This window comes from Sporosarcina sp. ACRSM (assembly GCF_022346545.1).
In the GTDB taxonomy this organism is placed as follows: domain Bacteria; phylum Bacillota; class Bacilli; order Bacillales_A; family Planococcaceae; genus Sporosarcina.
The window spans coordinates 1-23,759 of the sequence record NZ_JAKRNU010000010.1 but is presented as its reverse complement, the minus strand read 5'-3'; the positions used below and the strand labels follow the sequence as shown (position 1 = coordinate 23,759).

The following is a 23,759-nucleotide window of genomic DNA, read 5'->3' as shown; positions in this document are numbered from 1 at the left end:
CACATCACTTATCGAATCGACACATACCCTGTCTTTTCTACAATTTCCTGCCCTTGATCCGACAAAACCCATTCAATAAACGCATCGATATGCGGGTTGTCACTCCCTGCAGTGATCGCATACAATTCGTTCGTAATTGGATAGTCGCCGGAACGGATCGTTTCTTTTATCGGTTCGACGCCATTAACAGCCAGTAAACGGATGCTATTGTTTTGCGTCATTTCCGTTGAATAGTATCTGAACGTATACCCGATCGCATTATTATAGTTTTTATAATCGGCTACTTGATCGATGATGGTGCCCATCATCGACGCAATGTCCTCGACAGGTGGATCCACGATGGGTACGTCTCCCATGAACTGCTGAAGCGCTGTTTGGCTGCCGCTATCTTCTGGGCGTTGGAAGGCGCGGATTTTCTTTCGCTTCCCACCGACTTCTTTCCAATTCGTGATTTTCCCGGCATAAATGCCTTTGATTTCATCGACTGTCAGGCTTTTGACAGGATTTTTTTCATTGACAAAGAACACGAACGCTTCTTTTCCAATCGGTGTCAGTTTCAGTTCTTTTCCCAAACGTTCCGCCTCCGCCAACTGATTGGCAGACGGGGCTAACGCGAAAATGAGATCGACCCGCCCATTGATCAAATTATCGTAAGCCTCTCCCGTCCGGTTCGACATCACTTCACTCTTATACGGATAATACTCCCCCTCCGGATAAATCGCTTGTGCAAATGCCGAGTATACAGGATAAAGAGCAGTGGCACCGTCTATAATGGGGAGATTGTCATCAATCTTCAAGGTCGCCTTCCCATCGAGCGTCACCGCTTTCGATGTTTCTGTGAAAGGAGCATATTCGAATAGATCTACATAGCCATCTCGGACAACCGGCCTTGTCTTATCATAAATACCGGGAATCATATACACCACAGAAAGCACGACTGCTCCAACGAGTACTCGGTAGATGACCTTTTCATACTTCCTCTGATTGAACCCCCGGATGACCATCAGAACCCCTAGCGACACATACAACACTGCAAGAAGCGGCAATACAAACAACAGCCCTGCAAGCCACAAAAAAATGGCGCCACCCAGCACAAATGGCAATAACAAACCCATAATGACAATGACGTAAACCACATCTCCCGCTTTCGCCAACTTATTTTTCTCTTTCTGCAAGACACTTCCCCCTGTCCACCCAGTTTCGCTGCTACTAGTATACATGAAGGATAGGAATATTCCGGAATCTCTTTCGCTTATGCGATGAACAAAACACATTCAATAGCTCAGTATGATCCATCCACTCGAAACCATTATTTGTGATTCGCTCTTTATTTGATTTACAATATAGGTTGGTGTGAAAATCGCTCGTATTGGAGGATGCAGAATGAGTGGCTATGTCTTATTAAGTATTGCCATACTGGCTGAAGTGTTTGGCAGTTCGATGTTGAAGCTGACAGAAGGCTTTAAGAAAATCGTACCGACCATCGGCGTGGTCGTTGGCTATGTGGTCGCCTTTTATACATTATCCTTGTCGCTTCAGACATTACCCCTTGGCCTTGCGTATGCGATTTGGGCAGGCGTTGGGACAGCGTTGACCGCATTGGTTGGTGTCGTCTTCTATAAAGAAGAAATGAATCTAAAGAAATCGGTGGGCATCTTGCTTATTATTGGCGGCGTTGCGCTACTGAATAGTGGACTTTAGGAGGTACTGATGAAAGGATATCTTTATTTAAGCATCGCGATTTTCACAGAAATCATTGCAACCATGTTCTTAAAACTTTCCGAAGGTTTCACAGTGCTGATCCCTTCCATTATTGTGATCATCGGATACGGCGTTTCTTTCTATTGTCTTGGGAAAACATTAGCTTTCTTGCCACTTAGTTTGGCCTATGCGATTTGGTCCGGCCTGGGTACCGCATTCACCGCAGCGCTTGGCGTTTTATTGTTTGATGATCCGCTTAGCATTGGATTGGTTTTCGGCATTACACTTATTATTGGCGGCGTTGTTTTGCTCAATGCACCTTCCGGTAGTAAAGAAGATAAAGAACCAACATAGATACAGAAGAAGAAAAGTATCTCCTTTTCTCCTTCTGTCCATTTTCACCCAAGTATGTCGCACACCCGCCCGACCTGCCCATCTTCAAGGCGCACTTTGATGCCATGCGGGTGAAAGCTGGAATTCGTCAATAAGTCTTTCACAACCCCTTCCGTCTTCACACCTGTCCGCTGGTCTTTCTTTAAAATGACAGCCACTTTCAGTCCTGGTTTGATATCTGCACGATTTTGTCCATTCATTGGTTAGTCCTCCTCTCTTTTCTGAAATATGCTTTGAACGACATGTGGTAAGCCTGTATGCAGGCGTCCCTCCTTACGATTGACTTCCCGATATGGAAGTGTTTCACGAAATAGCCATCGAGCTCACTCTTGGATTTTCTCGGTTTCCCCTATTTCGCCCGCTACGGACCTTTGCGCAACAATCACGCCCACCACTCCCCCAATAAATGCGAATAAAAAGCCGGTCCAATTGAATAGCAGTCCCGAAAGAAGAATGATGATAAAAGAATTTAGGAATGATGGTCGCCAAAGCAGAAAAATACCAAGCAGTACGATCACTACGCCAACGATGCGCGCGGCATCATAGATTAAGACAATCGGGCTTAAGAACTTTAGAATATCCCTGTAAATCGGATAACGTTGGGCATTCGCCAATGATTCGTCGAACTCCCGAATTTCTGTGACCATCGTCAGTATTGTAATAATTCCACCTATGATCACCAACAATCCTGGTACCCACTTGAATACCTTCTTCATCTAATGAACATCTCCTATCACATCGAGAATATCATTTTCCAAAGATTTATACGCTTCCCCTACTATACATCACTTCACCCGCGACAACAGTCATCACAACGTTTGCATTTACAATCTCTTCCTCATCCACTGTAAATAAGTCCTTATCAAGCACTGTGAAATCAGCGTCAAATCCGACTGCAAGTTTACCACGGATATCCGCTTTACCGATCGTGGCTGCACTTCCAGTTGTGAATAAACCGACTGCTTCAAAGTGGCTCAGTTTTCCATTCGGCAAATAGCCCGCATGAGTTTCGCCCGGTTTACGCCGGGTTACCGCCGCATAGATGCCAAGCAATGGATCTACCTCTTCAATTGGGGCATCAGATCCGCCACCGCAAATGAAACCTCGGTCGAGCAAACTTCTCCATGCATATGCCCAATCAAGACGGTCTTCCCCAAGTCGATCCATCACCCAGGGGAAATCGGACGATACGAATACAGGCTGCACATCTAGAATGACCGGTAGTTTCTCCATCCGTTCAACAAGGTCATCGCGTAGCACATTGACATGAATCAGTCGATCACGCTTTCCTTCCGGAACCGGATATTTCTCTATGGCATCCAGCGCTTTCTCCAATGCTGCATCCCCTATGACATGAACAGCAATCGCTTCCCCATGCTTTCTTGCTAGCGCCACAAGCGCATCAATTTCTTCATCCGCCAAGACGGTGATCCCTGATGTCTCTGGGGTGTCTGCATAAGGTTTGCTCAATAATGCCGTTTTTCCACCCAAGGCACCGTCTATGAAAAACTTCATCTCCCCTAACTCAATCCAAGGATTTTCTGACGTCACCTCGTCTTCCATCATCTGTTCGAAAACAGTCGCCCTCCGTAACAAATGCGCACGAAATTTTTTCTCCGGACCAATCACGTTTTTAAAGGCTTGTAGCGGATTGGTGTAGTCGCCATAATAGCCGAGATCATCCGTCACCGCCCCCGTTAAACCAAGTGCCAATAAGTCATCAACCGATTTCCGTAATGCATGGGTCACTGACTCTTGCGTTGACTGCGGCATGAGCTTCAAGACGAAGTCCATCGCGCCTTCTTTTAAATAGCCATTCGGCACACCATTGTCATCCCGCACTATGACGCCATCTTCTGGGTCCAGGGTCTCTTTCGTAATACCTGCGAGGGCAAGGGCCTTCGAATTGACGAGCGCTGCATGCCAACAAGTCCGTTTCAGAATCATCGGTGAATCCGTCACCTGATCCAGTTCATAGCGCGTGAAAATCTTTTGATCCGGGAAATTGTTTTCATTCCAACCTTCCCCGATGAACCACTCGTCCGCTTTCAACCCTTTATGCGCCCCAAGTAGCATATCCATCATCTGCTCAGCGGAAGTCGCTTTCGACAGATCAAGGCTGAGCAATTTATCTCCATGCCCAATCATATGCATATGACTGTCGATGAACCCTGGGTAAAGAACTGCCCCTTTGAGATCGACTTCCTCATCAGCTTGTCCTTTCAATGCTTCGTATGTTCCGATTGCAATGATCTTGCCGTTTTCTGTGAGTAGCGCTTCGATCTGTTCACCTTCTTGCGCCATCGTATACATCGTACCGTTATGCCAAACTGTTCTCATTCAAACGCCCCCTATCCCTACTCTTATTCTAAACTTTCCGCCAACGTTCTGCTACAATGGAGCTGAGTATAGAGGAGGGATTGAAGTATGAGACTGACCGTTTACTTAGCTGGGGAAATCCATAGTTCATGGCGTGAAGAAGTGAAGTTGAAAGTGGCGGCACTGAATTTGCCGATCGATTTTGTCGGTCCGATGGAAGACCATGATCGTTCCGATAATATCGGGGAAGAAATTTTAGGCGAACAACCGGATGCGATTTTCAAAGACGCCGCAGCATCCAGCTTCAATAATTTACGAACGGAACTATTAATGAAGAAAGCTGATCTGGTCATCGCCCTATTCGGTGAAAAGTATAAGCAATGGAATACGGCAATGGACGCCAGCAGCGCCGTTGCATACGGCAAGCCGCTTATCCTTATACGGAAAGAAGAGCATCACCATGCACTGAAAGAACTATCCCGCAAAGCACACGCCACCGTCGAAACAGTTGACCAAGCCGTAAAAGCATTGCACTATATCTTTGAATGAACCTAAAGACTCTCTCTATGGGAGTCTTTTTTCATTTACGAAATCTTTACACGCCATTCATACTCCCTCAACATTCCCTCGGTATGATTAAACATGCAATAACTACGACAACTATTCATACACGTCACTATAGATTCCAACATCATTTAGGAGGATACTCATGACCTTACAATTAGAACGTAAAGAGGATGTCCAATTTCGTGTGATGAAAAACACGAAATGGAACAAACCCGTCTACGAAACAAACGGCTTGAATCTTTGGTACGGTTCCACACATGCCTTGAAAAATATCGATCTGTCCATTAATGAAAAAGAAGTCACAGCGATTATCGGCCCTTCCGGTTGCGGTAAATCCACTTACTTAAAAACATTGAACCGAATGGTAGAATTAGTGTCCGATGTCTCCATTTCCGGAAATCTCACCTTCAAAGGCAAGAACATTCTAGGCAAGTCGGTGCCCGTCGAATTATTACGTTCCAAAGTAGGTATGGTCTTCCAAAAACCAAATCCTTTTCCAAAATCCATTTATGAAAATGTAGCTTTCGGTCCAAAAATCCACGGCATTCGCAACAAAGCGATGCTCGATATGATTGTTGAAGACAGCTTACGCAAAGCTGCACTGTGGGATGAAGTGAAAGACCGTCTCCACTCAAGTGCATATGGACTTTCCGGCGGCCAGCAACAACGACTTTGTATCGCCCGCTGTCTGGCAGTCGATCCAGAAGTCATTTTAATGGACGAACCGACTTCCGCACTTGACCCGGTATCGACGCATAAAGTGGAAGAACTCATCGACTCGATCAAAAACGATGTGACGATCGCCATCGTAACGCATAATATGCAACAAGCTTCCAGGATTTCCGATCGCACAGCTTTCTTCTTAAACGGGGAAATCATTGAAGTCGATCGCACATCCGTCATCTTTAGCAATCCGACTGATCCTTTAACAGAAGACTACATCAACGGACGCTTTGGTTAATTACACAAAAGCGCAGGACGCCTGCATAGACGCGACAGGCACAAGTCAATCCTGCGAAGTGGCGTTCTTTGCCACACAGCAGGATTGACTTGTGACCCGAGCGTCTGGCGTCCGGAGTCTAGACGGTAATAATCGAAAGACATCTAGAAACGAGTATGTTGAAAGACTCGTTTCTAGATGTCTTTTTTGTTACTTTTAGTCTATTTTACAATACATTTACATTACTATCATACTCACTTTACATTCAACTACTATACTTACATTTGTAAGAGATCATACGTGATCATCTTTCAAATAAAAAGATCCGTTCTAGGGGAGGACAATTCAAATGAAGCTCAACAAGTTTTTGTTGTTCCTAATGTTGGCTGCACTTATGGCAATCGTTGCAGCATGTGGGGCAGATTCAAATGAAGAAACACCGGACAACGCAGATTCATCATCATCATCAGACACTGAAGCGAATGGCGAAGCAGCTGCTTTAGAAGGTAGCGTAGTCATCGATGGTTCTGGTACTGTTTATCCGTTAATGGCAAAAATTGCAGAAGAATATATGTTGAATGAACAAGAAAATGTTTCCGTTGAAGTGAGCCGTGCTGGAACATCTGCAGGTTTCAAAAAATTCCTAGTCGAAAACGGAACAGACTTTAACGATGCGTCCCGTAACATCAAAGACGAAGAACAAGCTGAAGCAGATAAACTCGGTATTGAGGTGAAAGAATTGAAAGTTGCTCTTGATGGACTCACTTTTGTCATTAACAAAGACAATGACTGGGCGACAGAAATGACACCTGAACAACTGATCAGCATCTTCAAAGCTGACGGTGGCGTACAAAAATGGTCAGATATCAATCCGGACTGGCCTGCTGAAGACATCAAACCAATGGGTCCAAACGAAAACCACGGAACCTATGAATTCTTCTATGAAAGCATTCTCGATGAACAGGATCTAGTCAGCACTGTCAACCTGCAACAAGACTACTCAACACTCGTAAACCTTGTTTCTGAAGATAAAAACGGTATTGCGTTCTTCGGCTTCGGTTACTATGTAAACAACCAAGACAAGCTTGCTGCTGTAAATGTAGATTTCGGTAATGGCGCTGTTGAACCGTCACTTGATACGATTGCAGAAGATGGCGATTATGCTGATTTCACACGTCCGGTATTCACTTACCTGAACGTCAACCATGCAAAAGACAAGCCACAAGTTCTTGACTTTGCAATCTATGCAATGAACAACGTCAACACGTTCGCTGGCGAAACAGGGTTTGCACCAATCCCTGATGCAGAAGCAAAAGAGAACGTAGATTTCTTAAATAGCTTGAAATAAAGTAAAACTTCACTCAGTGGGGATTTTCCTCATCCCCACTGAGTGTTAGTTGAACCAATCGGGCATTAACGGGCAATTGATCTCCCACCTCTCCTTATCGCTTTACTTAAGCCTTGAGGTGGGAGTCTTACTGCCCGTTAATGCGGGATAATCACATGGTGAAGGGGATGCTCCCTTCACCTTTCGCCCTGTTTTCCCCTAATTTTTAGTTATATTATCCAATCTATCAATTACGCCTTGGCGTAATTGCGTCCAGATTTTGAATTGCGCTTGCGCAATTAACTCCCTTCAAAATCTGTGACATCCGCCGGAGGCTTAACTTGAATCAGCAAGGAGTTTAGACTCCCTCTGATTGAGTTGCTTTCTGGCATTCCTCCCGCCACTTATGGAAGTGTGGGAAATCTGCTGAAGCAAGTTAAACAAGTTTAGAAGGAGTGCCTTGCACAATGTCCATTAACAGCAATCCGGCGAAAGAGAAAGACATGAATATCCGGGATTTGATCGAGCAAAAAAGGCAATCGAGAAATGTTAAAGATCTTTTCGAAAAGTCGATCCCAGTCATTCTTTTCTTAATTGCTTCTGTTTCCATTTTAACGACGATCGGGATCATTTACACATTGCTATCCGAAACGATCGAATTTTTCAAGCGGGTGCCGATTGTCGATTTCTTCACAGGCACTGTGTTGAAACCCCTTAGCCAAACGCCTGAATTTGGCGTGCTTCCACTGATTATGGGAACCGTGACCTCTTCCCTCATCGCGATGGTCGTTGCGGTACCTATCGGTTTGATGACCGCTATCTATTTGAGTGAATATGCGGCTGACAGTGTAAGAAGAGTGTTTAAACCGCTGTTGGAGATTCTTGCAGGGATCCCGACAATCGTTTACGGTTTTTTCGCTTTCACTTTCGTCACGCCATTGTTGCGGGAATTCATTCCTAGTCTACAAGCTACGAATATTTTAAGTCCCGGCATTGTCATGGGGATCATGATCATTCCGATGATCGCTTCCTTATCGGAAGATGCCATGCGTTCTGTTCCAAATGCGATGCGTGAAGGTGCGCTTGGTTTAGGGGCAACGAAATTGGAAGTGACTAGAAAAGTGGTCATTCCGGCTGCATTATCTGGGATCATCGCTTCATTCGTGCTTGGAATTTCACGGGCCATCGGTGAGACGATGATTGTGACCATTGCGAGTGGTAGTACGAAAAATTTCACATTTGACATTACACAATCCATGCAGACCATGACGGCTTATATTGTAGAAGTTACAGGTGGAGATGCACCAGCCGGGTCGACAATCTACTACAGTCTCTATGCTGTAGCGATGACATTGTTTGTGTTTACACTGATCATGAATGTCATTGCACGATATGTTTCGCGTAAATTTAGGGAGGAATATTAAGATGGTAGAAGTGAAACCGAGTGTTGTTATGAGAAAAATGAATATGCGCTTACGATTGAATTCGCTGTCCAAATTCATTTTCCTACTCGCTACACTTTTAGGACTCGTTGTCCTTGCTGTATTGATTTATCGCGTCGTCTCTGAAGGTATCAGTTGGATCAACATGGATTTCTTGACCGGAAAACTGTCTACACAACCTGAACGCGCCGGCATTATGGGCGCAATTCTCGGCACCTTTTGGTTAATGCTTGTCGTCGCTCCTGTTACGATGTTTTTGGGCGTCGGCACAGCCATCTATTTGGAACTGTACGCAAAAAAAGGGCGGCTACAAGCATTGATTCAAACGAATATCGCCAATCTGGCAGGTGTTCCCTCCATTGTCTATGGAATTTTAGGGATGACTGTTTTTGTCAGAGCTTTAGACTTCGGCAATGTCGTATTGGCTGGTGGCTTAACGATGTCCCTACTCATCCTTCCCATCGTCATCGTTGCAAGCCAAGAAGCCATTCGAGCAGTACCTAACCCGCTAAGCGAAGCATCTTACGGAATGGGTGCGACGAAATGGCAAACGATTAAAAACATCATTTTGCCAGTTGCCCTTCCCGGCATTCTAACAGGCGCGATTTTATCACTCTCGCGCGCAATCGGAGAAACAGCTCCATTAGTCGTGATCGGTATACCAGCGCTCCTCCTGCCTTTCCCTGGAGGCATTCTCGACAAATTCACAGTACTGCCGATGCAAATCTACTACTGGACACTCGATTCTTCATTAGTTGCAGAATATGCAAACTTGGCTGCAGCAACTATTCTTGTATTGCTCATTGCTTTACTCATTCTCAACTCAACAGCCATCTTCATTCGCAACAAGTTCCAAAAAAGCTACTGATCGAAACCGCCAAGCTGAATCGCTTGGCGGTGTTTTTTTAGTTTGCTGGCGGATATTAGATATGTGATTGAGCGCTGCTAGCATGGGTCTGAGCGTTGTCTAAGTGGTTTTGAGCGCTTGAAGCATGCTTTGATCACTCGCTAGTCGCTTTGAGCGCTTGATTCAACCTTTGATCACTTGCTAGCCGCTTTGAGCGCTTGATTCAACCTTTGATCACCTACAAGCCGCTTTGAGCGCTTGACTCACGCTTTGATCACCTACAAGCCGCTTTGAGCGCTTGATTCAACCTTTGATCACTTGCTAGCCGCTTTGAGCACTTGATTCAACCTTTGATCACCTACAAGCCGCTTTGAGCGCTTGAAGCATGCTTTGATCACTCGCTAGCCGCTTTGAGCACTTGATTCAACCTTTGATCACCTACAAGCCACTTTGAGCGCTTGACTCACGCTTTGATCACCTACAAGCCGCTTTGAGCGCTTGATTCAACCTTTGATCACCTACAAGCCGCTTTGAGCGCTTGAAGCATGCTTTGATCACCTGCTAGCCGCTTTGAGCGCTTGATTCAACCTTTGATCACCTACAAGCCACTTTGAGCGCTTGAAGCATGCTTTGATCACCTACAAGCCGCTTTGAGCGCTTGACTCACGCTTTGAGCGCCTGATACATAGTTTGAGCGCCTAAGCTTTAGCCTACAAAAAAACCGAAGATCCCCTATTAAAGGGTTTCTTCGGTCATTTCTTATTCCAATCCCATTTCTTCTTTTACGACAGCGGCGATGCGTTCAACATGGCGTTGGCATTCTTCTTCTGTCGGTGCTTCTACCATGACGCGGACGAGTGGTTCTGTTCCGGATGGTCGAACGAGCACGCGTCCGTTGCCTGCCATTTCTTGTTCCACTTCGGCAATGACTGCTGCAACGCGGCTATTATCGGTTACTGCGTGTTTATCCGATACGCGGACATTGATCAGTTGTTGCGGGTACACGATCATCTCCGCAGCCAATTCGGACAGTTTACGTCCTGTTTGCTTCATGATATTGACGAGTTGGAGACCCGTTAGCAGTCCGTCTCCCGTTGTATTATAGTCTAGGAAGACGATATGGCCGGATTGTTCGCCGCCTAGATTGTAATTGTTTTTCCGCATCTCTTCTACGACATAACGATCGCCGACAGCTGTTTTGACACTACTCATGCCATGTTCGGAAAGTGCTTTGTAAAAGCCTAGATTACTCATGATTGTTGAAACGATCGTGCCTGTTTTCAAACGGCCTTCCGCATGCAGATGGCGGCCGATGATGAACATGATCTGGTCACCATCCACCACGTTCCCGTTTTCATCGACAGCGATGAGACGATCTCCATCACCATCGAATGCTAAACCGATATCAGCGCCTTTTTCGACGACTAGCTTACTTAAACCTTCCGGATGAGTGGAGCCGACACCTTCATTGATATTCAAGCCATTCGGTGATGCCCCCATCGTCGTCAAGTCTGCGTCTAGATCCGCAAATACATGCGTCGCCAATGACGAAGTTGCGCCATGCGCACAATCCAGCGCAACATGGATATTCGTAAAATCTTCATCGACTGTTTGTTTCAAGTATTGAATGTACTTATGGCCGCCTTCAAAATATTCGGTGACCGAACCGACAGCAGCTCCAACCGGACGTGGGAGCGTATCTTCATCGGCATTGAGCAATTGTTCAATTTCATCTTCCTGCTCATCCGTCAATTTGTAACCATCTGCTCCAAAGAATTTGATGCCATTGTCTTCGACAGGATTATGCGAAGCCGATATCATCACGCCCGCATGTGCATTCATGACCCTTGTCAAATAAGCGACACCTGGTGTGCTGATGACACCGAGCGTCATCACTTCAACACCGGTTGATAAAAGGCCAGCAATCAGTGCATTTTCTAACATATGACCGGAAATACGTGTATCCCGACCTACGAGGATTTGTGCTTTCCCTTCCGATTCTTTCGTTAAGACATGCCCACCAATTCTGCCTAGCTTAAAAGCGAGTTCTGGTGTCAATTCCTTATTTGCAACTCCACGGACGCCATCCGTCCCGAAATACTTTGTCATTTCCATTCTCCTTTTCAAACCTGCACATTCAGTCGAATATCAGGCAAGTTCAATATGCATTATCGCCTCATTATCAGTGATTTTCCAACTGACATTTTGGGGTCCTTCTACTGAAATCGGGAGATTTTGTTCTCCTTCTTCCGTTACGCCGGATGCATCGACATAGATCACGAAATCCGATTTTTCCAGCTTATCGAGCATGTTCTGTTCTGCTGTAACCGTCAAATCGGTCATGCCCTCTTCCGGTTTCTGAAATGAACTTTTAAACTTTTCGTCCAGCCCATTCACTCTCACTGGAACATCTAGAAACTTTTTCGTCGCCACTTGCTCTTCTTTTTCTGGTTCTTTTGGTTCCTCAGGGGCGACAACTTCCTCCATGTCCTCTTCGGACTGGGATGCGTTTACCTGCACTTTTATTTTATCGAGGGACATCTTGGTGATGCCTTTCGGTTTCTTCAATGCGACTTCCAAGGTCTTCTCTTGCTCTTTCACTTGCGAAAGATCTACATCGACTTCCAATTCTTTTATCTGATCCAACACTTTCTTCGGACCGAATAAAGTGATCACTCCCTCTTTGGTCGATACAGAATCAATTGTGACATTCGATGTCGGGGCACCACTCTTCTTTAGAACAATGGGTACCTCCTTATTGTATTCAGCAACCTCCACTTTGACGTTCACTTGCTCAGGGACAATGGTCACATTTAGCTTATTCAAGTCGCGATCAAGGACCCTTACGCGTGCCTGTTGTTCAAATGTTTGATCGATCCCTTGTTCACCTGTTGCGGAAGCTTTTACAAAGCTGATTGATTCGACGATACTTTTCGCGCCCGTCACTTCGATTGTGGAAGGCGTAACATCCATTTTGACGATATGAAAATCTTCTGCTAGCAATCGTTCATTGATTTCCGGATCGACGCGGAAGGAGCGTGTAATTTTCTCTTCAATCATGACGTCGATGGTCGCCGGGTCAATCCTTACATGTAATTTCTCCGATATGTTTTCGGTTTGGAGACGGACCGTATGTTGTCCCAACGTCAAGTTCGATAAATCCGCCCGTACAGTGAAGTCTTTCAACAGCTTCGTTGATTGGACAAGATTCGTCGGCCCTTCAATGGTAATATTCACGGTCTCCGGAACGCCGGTGACAACGAGGTTTTCATTATCATAATAGACGTCTACAGGAACATTACTAATGGCATCCACCGTGTCTCCGACGGCCTTTCCGACCAGTTTCTCATCCTCCGCTTTCACGGAGAAAAAAAGGATAAGCGCGAGAAATAGGGCGGTGAACCGAAGAAACCATGGGCTATCCATAAACTTATCCATTCTTTCTCCACCCCCACTTCCAAATCGAAGAATTCAACTGTTCAGGCGAAGAACCGAACCACACCTTGCGCAACCGTACTTCGAATTCTTCCATGCTCAAGTCCCGATGAATATCCCCATTTACAGTAATGCTGACTGCACCCGTTTCTTCCGACACGACAATGGTAATGGCATCCGTCACCTCGCTGAGTCCAATAGCCGCCCGATGCCGCGTTCCGAGCTCCTTCGAGATAAATGCACTCTCAGAAAGAGGTAAATAACAGCCTGCTGCAGCAATTCGGTTTTTCTGGATAATGACAGCTCCATCATGAAGTGGCGTATTTGGAATGAAGATATTGATGAGCAACTCCGATGTAATCGTGGAATCCATTGGCGTCCCCGTTTCAATGTATTCACTCAATCCGGTTTCTTTTTCAAGCGAGATCAGTGCCCCAATACGGCGTTTAGCCATATAACTGACCGATTTTGTAAAGGCTTCAATCAGCCGATCCCTTTGCTCTTCTTCCTGCATCGTCGAGCGGGCAAACAAACGGCCTCTTCCCAATTGCTCTAGCGCACGCCGCAACTCTGGCTGAAAGATGATAATAATGGCTAGGAAACCGAATGTCAGCACTTGGTCCATCATCCAGAGCAGCGTCTTAAAACCGAAAAATCCGGTCAGGACGCGGGCGATAATGAGGACAAATATCCCTTTTAACAGCTGAACCGCTTTTGTCCCTTTAATAATCGTAATCAGCTTATAGAGAACAAACCAGACGAGAAGCACATCCACAATATTTACAAGCGCCTCGACCGGACTGAAATCAACAAAGTCTCCCCATTTGGGCATGTGCCTCGCCTACCTTCATCCATGAATTCTTACGTAATAGTATAACATAAAAGCGACCCGCATCCGCAATTAGCAGATGCGACGGTCGCTCCATTCACTCATCCTCTTTCTTAGGTGAAGAGAAGATGTTCTTTGCCGTGCTTTTCATCTTATACCAGATCCAATCAAAGACCTCATCAATTTCTTCCGTCTTTCCGGTCACGATCGCCGTCGATGCCATATACTTTTCCCCGTGAATGACGGTGACATCGCCATTTACTTCTCCTTCAATCCGAAGTATCCCATTTTTAACGACAATATCCCCTTCAACTGTTTCACCGGCAGGTACAAGCACTGTTTGCCCTTCAACTACCAAATTGGGTTGCTTCGACACTGAAAACTGCTGATCGTTTCCATAGCTCGAAAAAAATGTTGCACTCATTAAAATCAAAAACATTGCCGCAGCCGAAAGAAGTGGATGGCGCCGCAACCAACGTTGTATACCTGCTTGAGATTTTTCTTTTGGAAGACGGGCCATGACGCCTTCGACAAGGCTCGGAGGTGCTGTCACCGGCGCTGCACTTCCGATGAACGTAATAGCCTCCGTCAGCCCATTCATGATTTCCTTACATTGCCCGCAACTGTCTAAATGCTTTTTCAACTCACGCTCTTCTTCTAGGCTAATATCGCCATCCAAATAGGCATGCATATAGTGAATAATTTGTTCCGGACACGTATTCATACTTCTTTCCCTCCTACAAACTACCCATCTGTTTTCGTAATGCTTCCCGACCACGATGGACCCGGGTCTTTACGGTCCCCAGCGGTAATTCCAAAATATCACCGATTTCTTGTAAAGGCAATTCTTCGATATACCTGAGAATAATGACAGAACGATACTTATCCGGGAGCCGGCCGATTTCGTATTGAATTCGTTCCTGCACTTCCATTCGTTCGACTTCCTCTTCCGGCAATTCACCGGCATCAGCAATTTGCGAGTACATATTCAGCCCTTCCGTACCCGGTACTTCCGCATCAAGGTAATAGTCAGGTTTCTTCTTTCGAATCCGATCAATACAGAGATTCGTCGCAATCCGGAATAACCAAGTTGAAAACTTCCGTTTCTGATCGAAAGTGTGAATATTGATATATGCACGGACAAAGGCTTCCTGTGCAATATCCTCCGCCTCCTGTGCATTGCTAAGCATCCTGTAGCAAACTTGGTACAGACGATGCTGAAAGAGGGTAACTATTTCTTCAAATGCATCCTGATTCCCTTTCAGGACTTCATTTATTCGTTTATTGACCAAATCATCCAATGCATTTCACCCTCCGCTCTTATGCGGCTGTCCCTTCTATACGTTTGAAGGCATCGACAGGTTTCATTTTTTTCGTTGATTTTATTTTAGCAGATTTGGAAGATGATTTCCTCCATCTATTTGGAATCTTTTATCAAAAAACGCCAAGCGGACAATGAATTCCCGCTTGGCGTTTCTAAATGTGTATAGAATAGACTCAAATCAATTTTTCCCCGAACAATGAGCCCATTAAACCGACAGCTACATCTGCTGTTTTATTTTTTTCGTCCAAGATCGGGTTGACTTCCACAAATTCGGCCGATGTAATCAGACCGGAGTCTTCCAACATCTCCATTGCCAAGTGGCTTTCCCTATAGCTGATCCCACCTGGTACGGGCGTCCCGACGCCAGGCGTATATAACGGGTCCAATCCATCAAGGTCTAACGATAAGTGCACACCATCCACAGCACGTAATTGTAAATAGGCGATCGCTTCCTCCATGACCGCTGTCATGCCATAGCGATCAATCTCATGCATTGTGAACACTTTAATGCCTTTTTCCCGAATCAATTGCCGCTCCCCCGGATCCACGGAACGCGCTCCGATAATAACGATATTCTCAGGTTTCAATTTGACTGTAGCACTATGTAAATGGACCAGCCGCTCATCTCCCATACCGATACTGACCGCAAGCGGCATGCCATGGATATTGCCAGAAGGTGATGTTTCGGCTGTATTCAGATCCGCATGTGCATCATACCAAATCACACCTAAATTACTGTAATGATCCGCCAAGCCGGCCAGCGTACCGATCGCGATGCTATGATCTCCTCCCAGAACAAGCGGAAAACGGCCTTCCTTGACAACTTCCGACACTTTATGCGCAAGCGCCTTATTCGCTTTGATAACTTCATTCAAATTTTTCAACTTTGAATCGTCATGATCACGGTTTTCTGCCGCATCGATTCGAATATCTCCTTCGTCCAAAACACGATGTCCAATCGTTTCAAGTCTGCCGACAACACCTGCATATCGAATGGCGCTCGGCCCCATATCTACACCCCTACGGTTTTGCCCCAAATCGAGCGGTACACCGATCATTGAAATTTGCATGTCTCCCATAAGCCCCTACCTCCCGTTTCTATGACTCTATTGTATGTCTACGAGAGCGTTTGACTCAACTCAACAAATTTCTGAATATTTATTCGTCGGCCTTTCTTTTTTCCATAAATTTTTCGCAGTTTGTAGCCGAGGTCGGTTTACTGAAATAATAGCCTTGTCCTTCCCGGCATCCCAATTCATTCAAAACCTTCGCTTGCTCTTCATACTCGACCCCTTCCGCAATGACATTCAGTCCAATCGTATTCGCCAACGTCACAATCGCTTTGATGATGGCATGGCTTTCCTCGTTCACATGAATGTCGTTCACAAAAGCCCTGTCAATTTTCACTGTGTCAACCGGTAATTCCTTAATATAGCTAAACGTACTATACCCCGTTCCAAAATCATCAATGGATACGGTCACACCCATCTCCCTCATTTTCCGGACCATTTCCTGCAGTTCGTCCCGATCCGCAAATGCGCTCTCTGTCAATTCAATTTCGATGCGATTTGGTGAAACGTCCGTTTCTTGCAAAATCTCTTTCATTTTGTCTAAGATTGTCGGTTCTTCCAACTGGACGGCAGACATATTAATCGCGACCCGGGGTGTTATATAACCACTTTCTCGCCATTGTTTCGCCTGTCGACACGCCTCCCGCAATACCCATTCGCCGAGCGCCACGATGTTTTTCGTCTCTTCCGCCATCGGGATGAATTTATCCGGAGGAATCATGCCCAAATCAGGATGATTCCATCGAACGAGCGCTTCAACACCGGTTAATTTTCCCGTATTTAAATTGAACTTCGGTTGGTATTCGAGATTAAAATGACCTTGCTGTATACTTTTCTTTAATTCATTTTCCAATAAAATGCGTTCCAACGTTTTCGATGCGGATCCACGGCGATACATCTCATACCCTCCACCGCCATGCGCCTTCGCCTCAGAAAGAGCTGTTTCCGCTTTCATCGATAACTCGGAATAATTTCTTGCATGCTCCGGAAAAAGCGCGATGCCTATACTAAACGATAACGTATGCAACTGTCCCATCACCTTTATCGGTTCCTCAAGGTAATGCTGGATCGCCTCTATCAACTCTTTGACATGTGGTTCGTCGCGAATATTTTTTAACAGAATCGCAAATTCATCGCCCGAAAGCCTGGCAATGACATGCTGGCCTTTCAAAAATTCCTTCAATCTTTTCGCAACCACAGATAAGATGAAGTCACCCGCCTCATAGCCAAGTGTATCGTTTACAAAATGAAGCCTGTCGATATTCAAATAGGTCAGTGCGAGATTTTCACCGTGTACATACGCATTCTCGATTTCACTATGCAATTTTTCACGGAAAGATAAACGGTTCGGCAGCTGTGTCAATTGATCGTTGTATGCAAGGTCGCGAATCATCCGCTCGGATTCCTTCCGTTCCGTAACATCATACCGAATTGAAATATATTGATAAGGTTTTCCTTTCGCATTCAAAAAGGGAACGATCGTCGTATCTACCCAATAACGCGATCCATCCTTGGCCCGATTGCAAATTTCACCTCGCCACGTCTTTCCACGTCCAATCGTTGCCCACATCTCTTTGAAAAACTCGGGCGGATGTTGACCTGAATTTACAATACTATGGGTAGCCCCTATCAGTTCCTCTGCACTGTACTGGGAAATGGTCGTAAACAACTGATTCACATAGAAAATCTTCCCTTTTTGATCTGTGATCGCCACAATTGCAGATTGATCCAATGCAAAAACGACATCTTTCAACATTTTCTCTGGATTATAGACACCCTGATTCCGGGCCAATTCCTCTATCATTCTATGATCTTCCTGCATACGATCATCTCTTTTCCAATAAATTATGTATATCGTATCGACAAAAAATGTTTTTATCTTGAAAGTAAAATAGCGGCTGTTCAAGGCGTTTCAAAGACTGGATACAAGCGAAATTAATCTGCGCCAATCAATACTAGTGTACAACAATAAGCATTGGACAACTATTCCAAATTAAATTTTAAGCAGAAAAAAACCCTTTTCAAGAAAAGGGTTTTGTCGAACTTATAGGTAAATTAACATGGTTTGGTAAAGCAAATGCAGAAAATGGCTGGGGTAGCTGGATTCGAACCAACGAATGACGGAGTCAAAGTCCGTTGCCTTACCGCTTGGCTATACCCCAATAATAAAATACGCTAAATGCTCATGAACATAAATCAATATGAAGTAAAAAAGTTATTGTAAAATGTAGTGATAATGTTAAAGGGATAAAAAGAAATGATTTTTCCAATTCGATCAGAGAAAAAATAAGGGAACTTCATCAAAACAAATCGGTTTTGATTCAGCTATGCGGATATTTCTTCAAAACGGTTGACGTTTCGAATGAAACATGATGGAAAATAAAATAAATGGTGGGGGACGGATTCGAACCGCCGAACCCGGAGGGAGCGGATTTACAGTCCGCCGCGTTTAGCCACTTCGCTACCCCACCAAGATAAAATAAGTATATAATATTTTTCACCGAAAACTTTTTCTCATAATCGGTTTAAAATAAAATGGTGACCCCTACGGGATTCGAACCCGTGTTACCGCCGTGAAAGGGCGGTGTCTTAACCGCTTGACCAAGGGGCCATTATTAAAATTGCGATAAGCGGCGCATTACTGCGTCAACTTCGCTTGCTCAGTCAGTCACGTACCTGAGTACGCTCCTTCCTTCTCTCAATCGTTTCCTTGTCCTGCTTGTTTCTCCCAATTTTAACGGGAGTACAGTCTCTGGAGCTTCCAGCCGGGCTCGAACCGGCGACCTCTTCCTTACCATGGAAGCACTCTACCTAGCTGAGCTATGGAAGCAAATGGCTCCGCAGGTAGGATTCGAACCTACGACCGATCGGTTAACAGCCGATTGCTCTACCACTGAGCTACTGCGGAATAATACTTAACTGACAGTGTTGTCGTTTGATGACAAATATTATTATAACAAGAAAAAAATCTTTTTCAACTCTTTTTTTAAAAAAGTTTTTCGCTCGCAATAACAACTTCCTGACAGCAACTTTTACATAGTAACATGCCCTATGCATATTCGTCAACACTTTTTCATAAAGTACTATAGATTGTGTACAAGGGGGACAATAAATGCGTATCCGATTTGTCATCATTTTCATCATTTGCTGTGTGCTCTTCGTTCTCTTTCCCCCATTGCCCAAGCAAAATCCGCTCACCGCCGTCTTCCGTATTACCGAGGATCCGGCAGTCATCATACGCGGGACAAATGGATCGGCACTAACGGTGAATATTTCATTTGGTGATGTGGAGGTCGAGCAGTGGATCCAAGATTTAGCCAAGCCCTATCCATTATTATTTGTGGATATGGAATGGGCTGAACGCTTTCCCGAAACCGTTGAACTGATCAAAGATAAAAAAATACCAGTTGGACTCCTCGGAAACGAAGGAAAGGATTACGAACAAAATACCCCATTATTCGTCAATCAAATTGAACGTTTTGAACAAACTTTTGGCATGATGCCACTTTGGTTTCGAACAAAGGACGAAGTTTTCCCCCTTGCATTACATACAATGCTTTGGGAAGCCGAAATCAATGCCCTAGGTTCCTCCGTCACATGGCAAGGCGGTAACATTCCACCTGTCCAAGAAGGGGAAATCCTGTCCATCCCTCATCACCGGGAAAATCGAATTGAATTTACGGAGTTAAAAAAACTGTACGACAGCCGTACCTTCATCACTGTGGAAGAGATGTTGTTCCAACCAAAAGTGAAATTGAAGAAAATCCCTGAATAAAAAAACAACAAACCGGGCATCTGTATACAGAGCCCGGTTTGTTGTTTTTATTTTGCCTTTGCAGTGGCCGTTGTCTTTTTCCGCGCTTTTTTTCGCGCATCCAACTTCGCCTTATCTTCATCCGACTGCCGATTGTATTTCGGCAACATTAAAATTTGATAAGCATTGACAGCAAGTAATGGGTAAAGCAAAATCGTCACCCATGAATCAATATTGCCAGAACGCACCATCAATGCAGGTAACCACTCCAGCGTCGTAATGACAATCATAAAAAACAAAGCCGAAATCAGCGTATGTTTTTTAGTCCATTTCGCTTTGAAATAAGCGGTGATTATCCCTACACCGACAAGTGAGACAAGAAGTAATAAATACAATAATGTGCGACCTGTATCCCCCGAAGTCAGGCGGAATCTAAAGAAAATCAAATCAAATAATACAAGTGTAATGATCAGCAGTTGAACCCAATTCCACAAAGTAAGTGTTTTAAACAAGTTAACGCCGAATTGATGGACTGTTAAATACGCAAAGAAGCCCATTTGTGCCACGACACTCATGGTAAATCCAAGGAATATCATCCAAAGAAGCGCACCAATAAATTGCCAAATTTCGCCACCCGATACATATTGAGAAAAGAACTCCCAACGAACAATCAAACCGACGATGGCTGTCGTAAGTCCTCCGATTAGCAGGGCATTAAAAAAGAATTTTATCCAATTTCGTATTGTCACGACGATAATCCTCCATCTTCTATTCCTCTCATTAGTGTAACAACGTTTTTGCAAAAAATCTATTTCATTCCTCGTTCGATGCATATTCTGCGCGATAATGTGAACAATAAATGAAAATGCTTATGGAAAGGAATCGGGTTTCCATGAAAAAAAAATGGTTGCACATATTGCTCCTTGTTTTTATTGTATCCGGTTGCGCACCGCAGCAATCCAATCCGACATATGATGAAACCAAAAAAATGATGACCGACGCATTGCAGACCGAAGAAGGAAAAAAAGCGATTCGACAAATGTTTGCAGATCCCGAATTCAAGGAAATGCTCATTTTGGAACAACCCGAAGTGAAAAAGTCGATTGAAGATACGTTGCTGTCAGACAAAGGCGAGGACTTTTGGAAAAAGACGTTTGAAGACCCGAAATTTACGGAATCCATTGCAAAAAGCATGAAAGAGCAACAACAAGAAATCATGAAACAGTTGATGGAGGATTCTTCCTTCCAAAAAAAATTGGAGGAATTTTTCAGTCAACCTGATATGCAAAAACAGATGGAAACCGTTATGCAATCCGCCAACATGAAAGAGCATCTGGAAAAAGTAGTGGAAGAAACGATCAGCAGCCCTTTACTGCAAACGAAATGGCAAGAGCTTATTTTAAAAGCTGGAAATGTTAAACCTGCTGAGGGCGGCGGTGGTGGCGAAAGCGGTAGTAAGTCAGGCGATGAGGGCGGCGGAGGATCTGGCGGGGGATCTGATGGTGGTGGTGGAGGTGGAAAAAGCGGAGGTGGCTAATCCCACTCCGCTTTTCTTCTGTCTAGACTTCGGGCGCCAGACGCTTTTCTCAGTTTGTTTTTTTAATGATATTTTTAGCAATGTCCGTGTAAATCTGACCGATTGGATGGTCTTCTGCATAGACAGACGGTGCAAAGTCCTCTTCATTCCAGTCCGGTTGCCCGAGTGGAATCTGTCCAAGCAAATCTGTTCTCAATTCTTGAGCGAGCTTCACGCCGCCGCCTTGACCGAATACGAACTCGCGCTCACCAGTCGTTTTCGCTTCGAACCAAGACATGTTTTCAATCACACCGAGCAACGCATGATCTGTTTGCAACGCCATCGCTCCAGCCCGTGCTGCTACGAAAGCCGCTGTCGGATGTGGTGTCGTGACAACAATTTCTTTCGACATCGGAATCATCTGATGAATATCAAGTGCAACGTCTCCTGTTCCCGGCGGTAAGTCAAGAAACAGATAGTCGAGATCCCCCCACTCTACATCGCGGAAAAATTGATCTAGTGCTTTTCCGAGCATTGGACCACGCCACACAACCGGTGCATTGTCCTCCACGAAAAAGCCCATGGAAATCACTTTGACGCCAAAGCGTTCAACTGGGATAATCCGATCGCCGCGAATGACCGGCAATTCCGTAACCCCCATCATATCCGGTACACTGAATCCGTAAATATCCGCGTCAATCAAACCAACTTTCTTCCCAAGTCGAGCAAGCGCAACAGCCAAGTTCACCGAAACCGTCGATTTGCCGACGCCGCCCTTACCGGATGCAATCGAGATGAATTCCACTTTGTTCAACGGTGACAAAATGTCCTGTGCTTCAGCTTCCGTAGCCGTGCCGCGGAATTGTTCCAACACTTCTTTCGGCAATTCTTCGAAACGGATCCCAACAGAATCCGCCCCCGCTGCCTTCAACTGTTCAACCACTTTCATCTGTAACGCCATTTGTTCAGCTGTATTTACTTTAGCGATGGCCAGCTTTACGCTTACGTGATTTTTCTCTTCTTTAATCGAAACTTCGGAAATGCCACTCGTTTCTGCAAGCGTTTTATGTAAAAACGGATCTTTCAACTGACCTAGTATTTCTCGTACTGTTTGTTCATTGATCAATGTAGACACTCCTCGGAGGTATATTCATTCACCCCCAAGTATACCATACTGAACATTCAGCGAATGCCTGAATGCTCTCACTTTTCTTCCGATGTATGAAAATTAGTAATACCTTCCAATATGGCATCCGCTACTTTTCCGTGATAAGCGGGATCCGTCAATAGGGCACGCTCTTCTGGATTCGAGATAAAGCCCGTTTCCACGAGTACAGCCGGCGTTGGCACTTTCTTCAAAAGGTATACACCTTTGATGGCCATCGCTACCCGATCAGTATTTTGCAAATTTCCCCGGAAAGATTCCTGTATGGACTTCGCCAAAAACTCACCATTCGGATCTCCCTCCGCATGATAAAATACTTGCGCCCCCCGCCATTTATCTTGTGGGATCGAGTTGACATGCACGCTAATAAACATATCCGGCTCCTCATCAATGGCGATGGTTTCCCGTAATTTCAAATCGGCCATTTTCCGTTCACGCGTCGTTCTGAATGTTTCCTTCGGCGCGTGTTCGGCCAACGCATCCCCTTCCTTCGTGCGCGTCATAATAACCGTTGCCCCTTTTTTCTCTAGCCGCTTTCTCAGTTCATGCGAAATGCTCAACGTAATATCCCGCTCAACTACCTCCCCTGCCGAAGCCCCTCCGTCTAAGCCCCCATGCCCCGGATCAATGACGATTTTCACGCCCCCTAACTCCTCCGGCATGAAAAAGGCCCGGTCCGATGCATTCACACCGTACATGACGATCCCTAATGAACATATAAAAAGTACGCAGATCACTAACCAACGTTTCACTTGGACACCCCTTTTTCAATCACTATACGCAAAAAAGCAAAAAGATATGTCCTACTTGAAAATAAGATTGTTCGAGGGTTGATTGCTTGGGAGTGAGGGTGAGCACTTGATACGATAGGCATCGTTTTGAGCGCTAGGGAGTCGTTTTGATCGTTTGATACGGGGTTTGAGCGCTTGGAAGTCGTGTTGATCACTTGGCGCGAGGTTTGAGCGCTTGGAAGTCACTTTGATCACTTGATGCGATCTTTGAGCGCTCAGAAGTCACTTTGATCACTTGGGACGATCTTTGAGCGCTCAGAAGTCACTTTGATCACTTGATGCGATCTTTGAGCGCTCGGAAGTCACTTTGATCACTTGATGCGATCTTTGAGCGCTCGG

The 23,759-nt window shown here is 45.1% G+C and carries 23 protein-coding genes and 5 tRNA genes; 9 read left to right on the top strand and 19 right to left on the bottom strand.

What is annotated here, in order from left to right; genetic code table 11:
- Positions 1-8: 8 nt before the first annotated feature.
- Positions 9-1,175, bottom strand: a complete 1,167-nt coding sequence (locus MHZ95_RS15370) for a PstS family phosphate ABC transporter substrate-binding protein (RefSeq protein WP_239391671.1) — start codon at positions 1,173-1,175, stop codon at positions 9-11.
- A gap of 208 nt (positions 1,176-1,383) precedes the next feature.
- Between MHZ95_RS15370 and MHZ95_RS15365 the strand changes: the two genes are divergently transcribed.
- Positions 1,384-1,701, top strand: a complete 318-nt coding sequence (locus tag MHZ95_RS15365; protein ID WP_239391670.1) for a DMT family transporter — start codon at positions 1,384-1,386, stop codon at positions 1,699-1,701.
- Positions 1,702-1,710: 9 nt separating this feature from the next.
- Positions 1,711-2,055, top strand: a complete 345-nt coding sequence (locus MHZ95_RS15360) for a DMT family transporter (protein ID WP_239391669.1) — start codon at positions 1,711-1,713, stop codon at positions 2,053-2,055.
- Positions 2,056-2,099: 44 nt separating this feature from the next.
- On the opposite strand, the gene MHZ95_RS15355 is transcribed toward MHZ95_RS15360, so the two are convergent.
- The 3 genes from MHZ95_RS15355 to MHZ95_RS15345 form a co-directional block, all read right to left on the bottom strand.
- Positions 2,100-2,294 carry a YwbE family protein gene (locus MHZ95_RS15355; protein ID WP_239391668.1) on the bottom strand — a complete coding sequence of 65 codons (195 nt, stop codon included), beginning with the start codon at positions 2,292-2,294 and terminating at the stop codon, positions 2,100-2,102.
- A 123-nt stretch (positions 2,295-2,417) separates the two neighbouring features.
- Positions 2,418-2,810: a hypothetical protein gene (locus MHZ95_RS15350; protein ID WP_239391667.1), complete on the bottom strand. Its 393-nt coding sequence runs from the start codon at positions 2,808-2,810 to the stop codon at positions 2,418-2,420.
- A gap of 46 nt (positions 2,811-2,856) precedes the next feature.
- Positions 2,857-4,434, bottom strand: coding sequence for an amidohydrolase (locus tag MHZ95_RS15345; protein ID WP_239391666.1), 1,578 nt, complete (start codon positions 4,432-4,434; stop codon positions 2,857-2,859).
- Positions 4,435-4,521: 87 nt separating this feature from the next.
- Here MHZ95_RS15345 and MHZ95_RS15340 point away from each other — a divergent pair, with 87 nt between their 5' ends.
- The 5 genes from MHZ95_RS15340 to pstA all read left to right on the top strand — a co-directional run bounded on the left by MHZ95_RS15340 (position 4,522) and on the right by pstA (position 9,557).
- Positions 4,522-4,962 carry a YtoQ family protein gene (locus MHZ95_RS15340; protein ID WP_239391665.1) on the top strand — a complete coding sequence of 147 codons (441 nt, stop codon included), beginning with the start codon at positions 4,522-4,524 and terminating at the stop codon, positions 4,960-4,962.
- Positions 4,963-5,167: 205 nt separating this feature from the next.
- Positions 5,168-5,941: a phosphate ABC transporter ATP-binding protein PstB gene (gene pstB, locus MHZ95_RS15335; RefSeq protein ID WP_239391816.1), complete on the top strand. Its 774-nt coding sequence runs from the start codon at positions 5,168-5,170 to the stop codon at positions 5,939-5,941.
- Between the two features lie 328 nt (positions 5,942-6,269).
- Positions 6,270-7,268: a PstS family phosphate ABC transporter substrate-binding protein gene (locus MHZ95_RS15330; RefSeq protein WP_239391664.1), complete on the top strand. Its 999-nt coding sequence runs from the start codon at positions 6,270-6,272 to the stop codon at positions 7,266-7,268.
- Positions 7,269-7,750: 482 nt separating this feature from the next.
- On the top strand, positions 7,751-8,671 hold the full coding sequence (pstC, locus tag MHZ95_RS15325) for a phosphate ABC transporter permease subunit PstC (protein WP_370643083.1): 921 nt from the start codon (positions 7,751-7,753) through the stop codon (positions 8,669-8,671).
- Position 8,672: 1 nt separating this feature from the next.
- Complete coding sequence (gene pstA / locus MHZ95_RS15320; RefSeq protein ID WP_239391662.1) at positions 8,673-9,557, top strand: phosphate ABC transporter permease PstA; 885 nt, start codon at positions 8,673-8,675, stop codon at positions 9,555-9,557.
- Between the two features lie 738 nt (positions 9,558-10,295).
- Here pstA and glmM read toward each other — a convergent pair.
- The 12 genes from glmM to MHZ95_RS15260 form a co-directional block, all read right to left on the bottom strand.
- Positions 10,296-11,645, bottom strand: a complete 1,350-nt coding sequence (glmM, locus tag MHZ95_RS15315) for a phosphoglucosamine mutase (protein WP_239391661.1) — start codon at positions 11,643-11,645, stop codon at positions 10,296-10,298.
- A 39-nt stretch (positions 11,646-11,684) separates the two neighbouring features.
- Entirely contained in the window at positions 11,685-12,974 is a 1,290-nt protein-coding gene (locus MHZ95_RS15310; RefSeq protein ID WP_239391660.1) for a CdaR family protein, read from the bottom strand.
- Positions 12,967-13,803 carry a diadenylate cyclase CdaA gene (cdaA, locus tag MHZ95_RS15305; protein ID WP_239391659.1) on the bottom strand — a complete coding sequence of 279 codons (837 nt, stop codon included), beginning with the start codon at positions 13,801-13,803 and terminating at the stop codon, positions 12,967-12,969. Before cdaA ends, MHZ95_RS15310 begins: the two co-directional genes overlap by 8 nt.
- A gap of 94 nt (positions 13,804-13,897) precedes the next feature.
- Entirely contained in the window at positions 13,898-14,524 is a 627-nt protein-coding gene (locus MHZ95_RS15300; protein ID WP_239391658.1) for an anti-sigma factor family protein, read from the bottom strand.
- 13 nt (positions 14,525-14,537) lie between these two features.
- Positions 14,538-15,101 carry an RNA polymerase sigma factor SigW gene (gene sigW, locus MHZ95_RS15295; protein WP_239391657.1) on the bottom strand — a complete coding sequence of 188 codons (564 nt, stop codon included), beginning with the start codon at positions 15,099-15,101 and terminating at the stop codon, positions 14,538-14,540.
- 196 nt (positions 15,102-15,297) lie between these two features.
- Positions 15,298-16,203 carry an arginase gene (rocF, locus tag MHZ95_RS15290; protein ID WP_239391656.1) on the bottom strand — a complete coding sequence of 302 codons (906 nt, stop codon included), beginning with the start codon at positions 16,201-16,203 and terminating at the stop codon, positions 15,298-15,300.
- Positions 16,204-16,282: 79 nt separating this feature from the next.
- Positions 16,283-17,998 (bottom strand): putative bifunctional diguanylate cyclase/phosphodiesterase, encoded by a 1,716-nt coding sequence (locus MHZ95_RS15285; RefSeq protein WP_239391655.1) that lies wholly within the window; start codon positions 17,996-17,998, stop codon positions 16,283-16,285.
- Positions 17,999-18,281: 283 nt separating this feature from the next.
- Positions 18,282-18,356 (bottom strand) — tRNA-Gln (locus MHZ95_RS15280).
- A gap of 227 nt (positions 18,357-18,583) precedes the next feature.
- A tRNA-Tyr gene (locus MHZ95_RS15275) sits at positions 18,584-18,665 on the bottom strand.
- A gap of 65 nt (positions 18,666-18,730) precedes the next feature.
- A tRNA-Glu gene (locus MHZ95_RS15270) sits at positions 18,731-18,805 on the bottom strand.
- Positions 18,806-18,947: 142 nt separating this feature from the next.
- Positions 18,948-19,024: transfer RNA gene (locus tag MHZ95_RS15265), tRNA-Thr, on the bottom strand.
- A 3-nt stretch (positions 19,025-19,027) separates the two neighbouring features.
- Positions 19,028-19,102 (bottom strand) — tRNA-Asn (locus MHZ95_RS15260).
- A 204-nt stretch (positions 19,103-19,306) separates the two neighbouring features.
- Here MHZ95_RS15260 and MHZ95_RS15255 point away from each other — a divergent pair.
- Positions 19,307-19,969, top strand: a complete 663-nt coding sequence (locus MHZ95_RS15255; RefSeq protein ID WP_239391654.1) for a polysaccharide deacetylase family protein — start codon at positions 19,307-19,309, stop codon at positions 19,967-19,969.
- A gap of 47 nt (positions 19,970-20,016) precedes the next feature.
- Here MHZ95_RS15255 and MHZ95_RS15250 read toward each other — a convergent pair whose 3' ends face one another.
- Positions 20,017-20,697 (bottom strand): KinB-signaling pathway activation protein, encoded by a 681-nt coding sequence (locus MHZ95_RS15250; protein WP_239391653.1) that lies wholly within the window; start codon positions 20,695-20,697, stop codon positions 20,017-20,019.
- A gap of 143 nt (positions 20,698-20,840) precedes the next feature.
- On the opposite strand from MHZ95_RS15250, the gene gerD reads away from it, so the two are divergent.
- Positions 20,841-21,485, top strand: a complete 645-nt coding sequence (gene gerD / locus MHZ95_RS15245; RefSeq protein WP_239391652.1) for a spore germination lipoprotein GerD — start codon at positions 20,841-20,843, stop codon at positions 21,483-21,485.
- 49 nt (positions 21,486-21,534) lie between these two features.
- Here the strand turns inward: gerD and MHZ95_RS15240 are convergent, their stop codons facing one another.
- A complete protein-coding gene (locus tag MHZ95_RS15240; RefSeq protein ID WP_239391651.1) occupies positions 21,535-22,590 on the bottom strand; it encodes an Mrp/NBP35 family ATP-binding protein in 1,056 nt (351 codons plus the stop codon).
- Between the two features lie 77 nt (positions 22,591-22,667).
- Positions 22,668-23,381 (bottom strand): N-acetylmuramoyl-L-alanine amidase, encoded by a 714-nt coding sequence (locus tag MHZ95_RS15235; protein ID WP_239391650.1) that lies wholly within the window; start codon positions 23,379-23,381, stop codon positions 22,668-22,670.
- Positions 23,382-23,759: the final 378 nt, after the last annotated feature.

Excerpts from the sequence above, each read along its gene's own strand:
- MHZ95_RS15360 (WP_239391669.1), top strand. The coding sequence starts at position 1,711 with ATGAAAGGATATCTTTATTTAAGCATCGCGATTTTCACAGAAATCATT.
- MHZ95_RS15340 (WP_239391665.1), top strand. The coding sequence starts at position 4,522 with ATGAGACTGACCGTTTACTTAGCTGGGGAAATCCATAGTTCATGGCGT.
- MHZ95_RS15300 (WP_239391658.1), bottom strand. The coding sequence starts at position 14,524 with ATGAATACGTGTCCGGAACAAATTATTCACTATATGCATGCCTATTTG.
- MHZ95_RS15350 (WP_239391667.1), bottom strand. The coding sequence starts at position 2,810 with ATGAAGAAGGTATTCAAGTGGGTACCAGGATTGTTGGTGATCATAGGT.
- MHZ95_RS15285 (WP_239391655.1), bottom strand. The coding sequence starts at position 17,998 with ATGATAGAGGAATTGGCCCGGAATCAGGGTGTCTATAATCCAGAGAAA.
- MHZ95_RS15330 (WP_239391664.1), top strand. The coding sequence starts at position 6,270 with ATGAAGCTCAACAAGTTTTTGTTGTTCCTAATGTTGGCTGCACTTATG.
- cdaA (WP_239391659.1), bottom strand. The coding sequence starts at position 13,803 with ATGCCCAAATGGGGAGACTTTGTTGATTTCAGTCCGGTCGAGGCGCTT.
- MHZ95_RS15355 (WP_239391668.1), bottom strand. The coding sequence starts at position 2,294 with ATGAATGGACAAAATCGTGCAGATATCAAACCAGGACTGAAAGTGGCT.
- MHZ95_RS15310 (WP_239391660.1), bottom strand. The coding sequence starts at position 12,974 with ATGGATAAGTTTATGGATAGCCCATGGTTTCTTCGGTTCACCGCCCTA.
- rocF (WP_239391656.1), bottom strand. The coding sequence starts at position 16,203 with ATGGGAGACATGCAAATTTCAATGATCGGTGTACCGCTCGATTTGGGG.
- pstC (WP_370643083.1), top strand. The coding sequence starts at position 7,751 with ATGAATATCCGGGATTTGATCGAGCAAAAAAGGCAATCGAGAAATGTT.
- gerD (WP_239391652.1), top strand. The coding sequence starts at position 20,841 with ATGAAAAAAAAATGGTTGCACATATTGCTCCTTGTTTTTATTGTATCC.
- pstA (WP_239391662.1), top strand. The coding sequence starts at position 8,673 with ATGGTAGAAGTGAAACCGAGTGTTGTTATGAGAAAAATGAATATGCGC.
- MHZ95_RS15365 (WP_239391670.1), top strand. The coding sequence starts at position 1,384 with ATGAGTGGCTATGTCTTATTAAGTATTGCCATACTGGCTGAAGTGTTT.
- MHZ95_RS15345 (WP_239391666.1), bottom strand. The coding sequence starts at position 4,434 with ATGAGAACAGTTTGGCATAACGGTACGATGTATACGATGGCGCAAGAA.
- MHZ95_RS15255 (WP_239391654.1), top strand. The coding sequence starts at position 19,307 with ATGCGTATCCGATTTGTCATCATTTTCATCATTTGCTGTGTGCTCTTC.
- glmM (WP_239391661.1), bottom strand. The coding sequence starts at position 11,645 with ATGACAAAGTATTTCGGGACGGATGGCGTCCGTGGAGTTGCAAATAAG.
- pstB (WP_239391816.1), top strand. The coding sequence starts at position 5,168 with ATGAAAAACACGAAATGGAACAAACCCGTCTACGAAACAAACGGCTTG.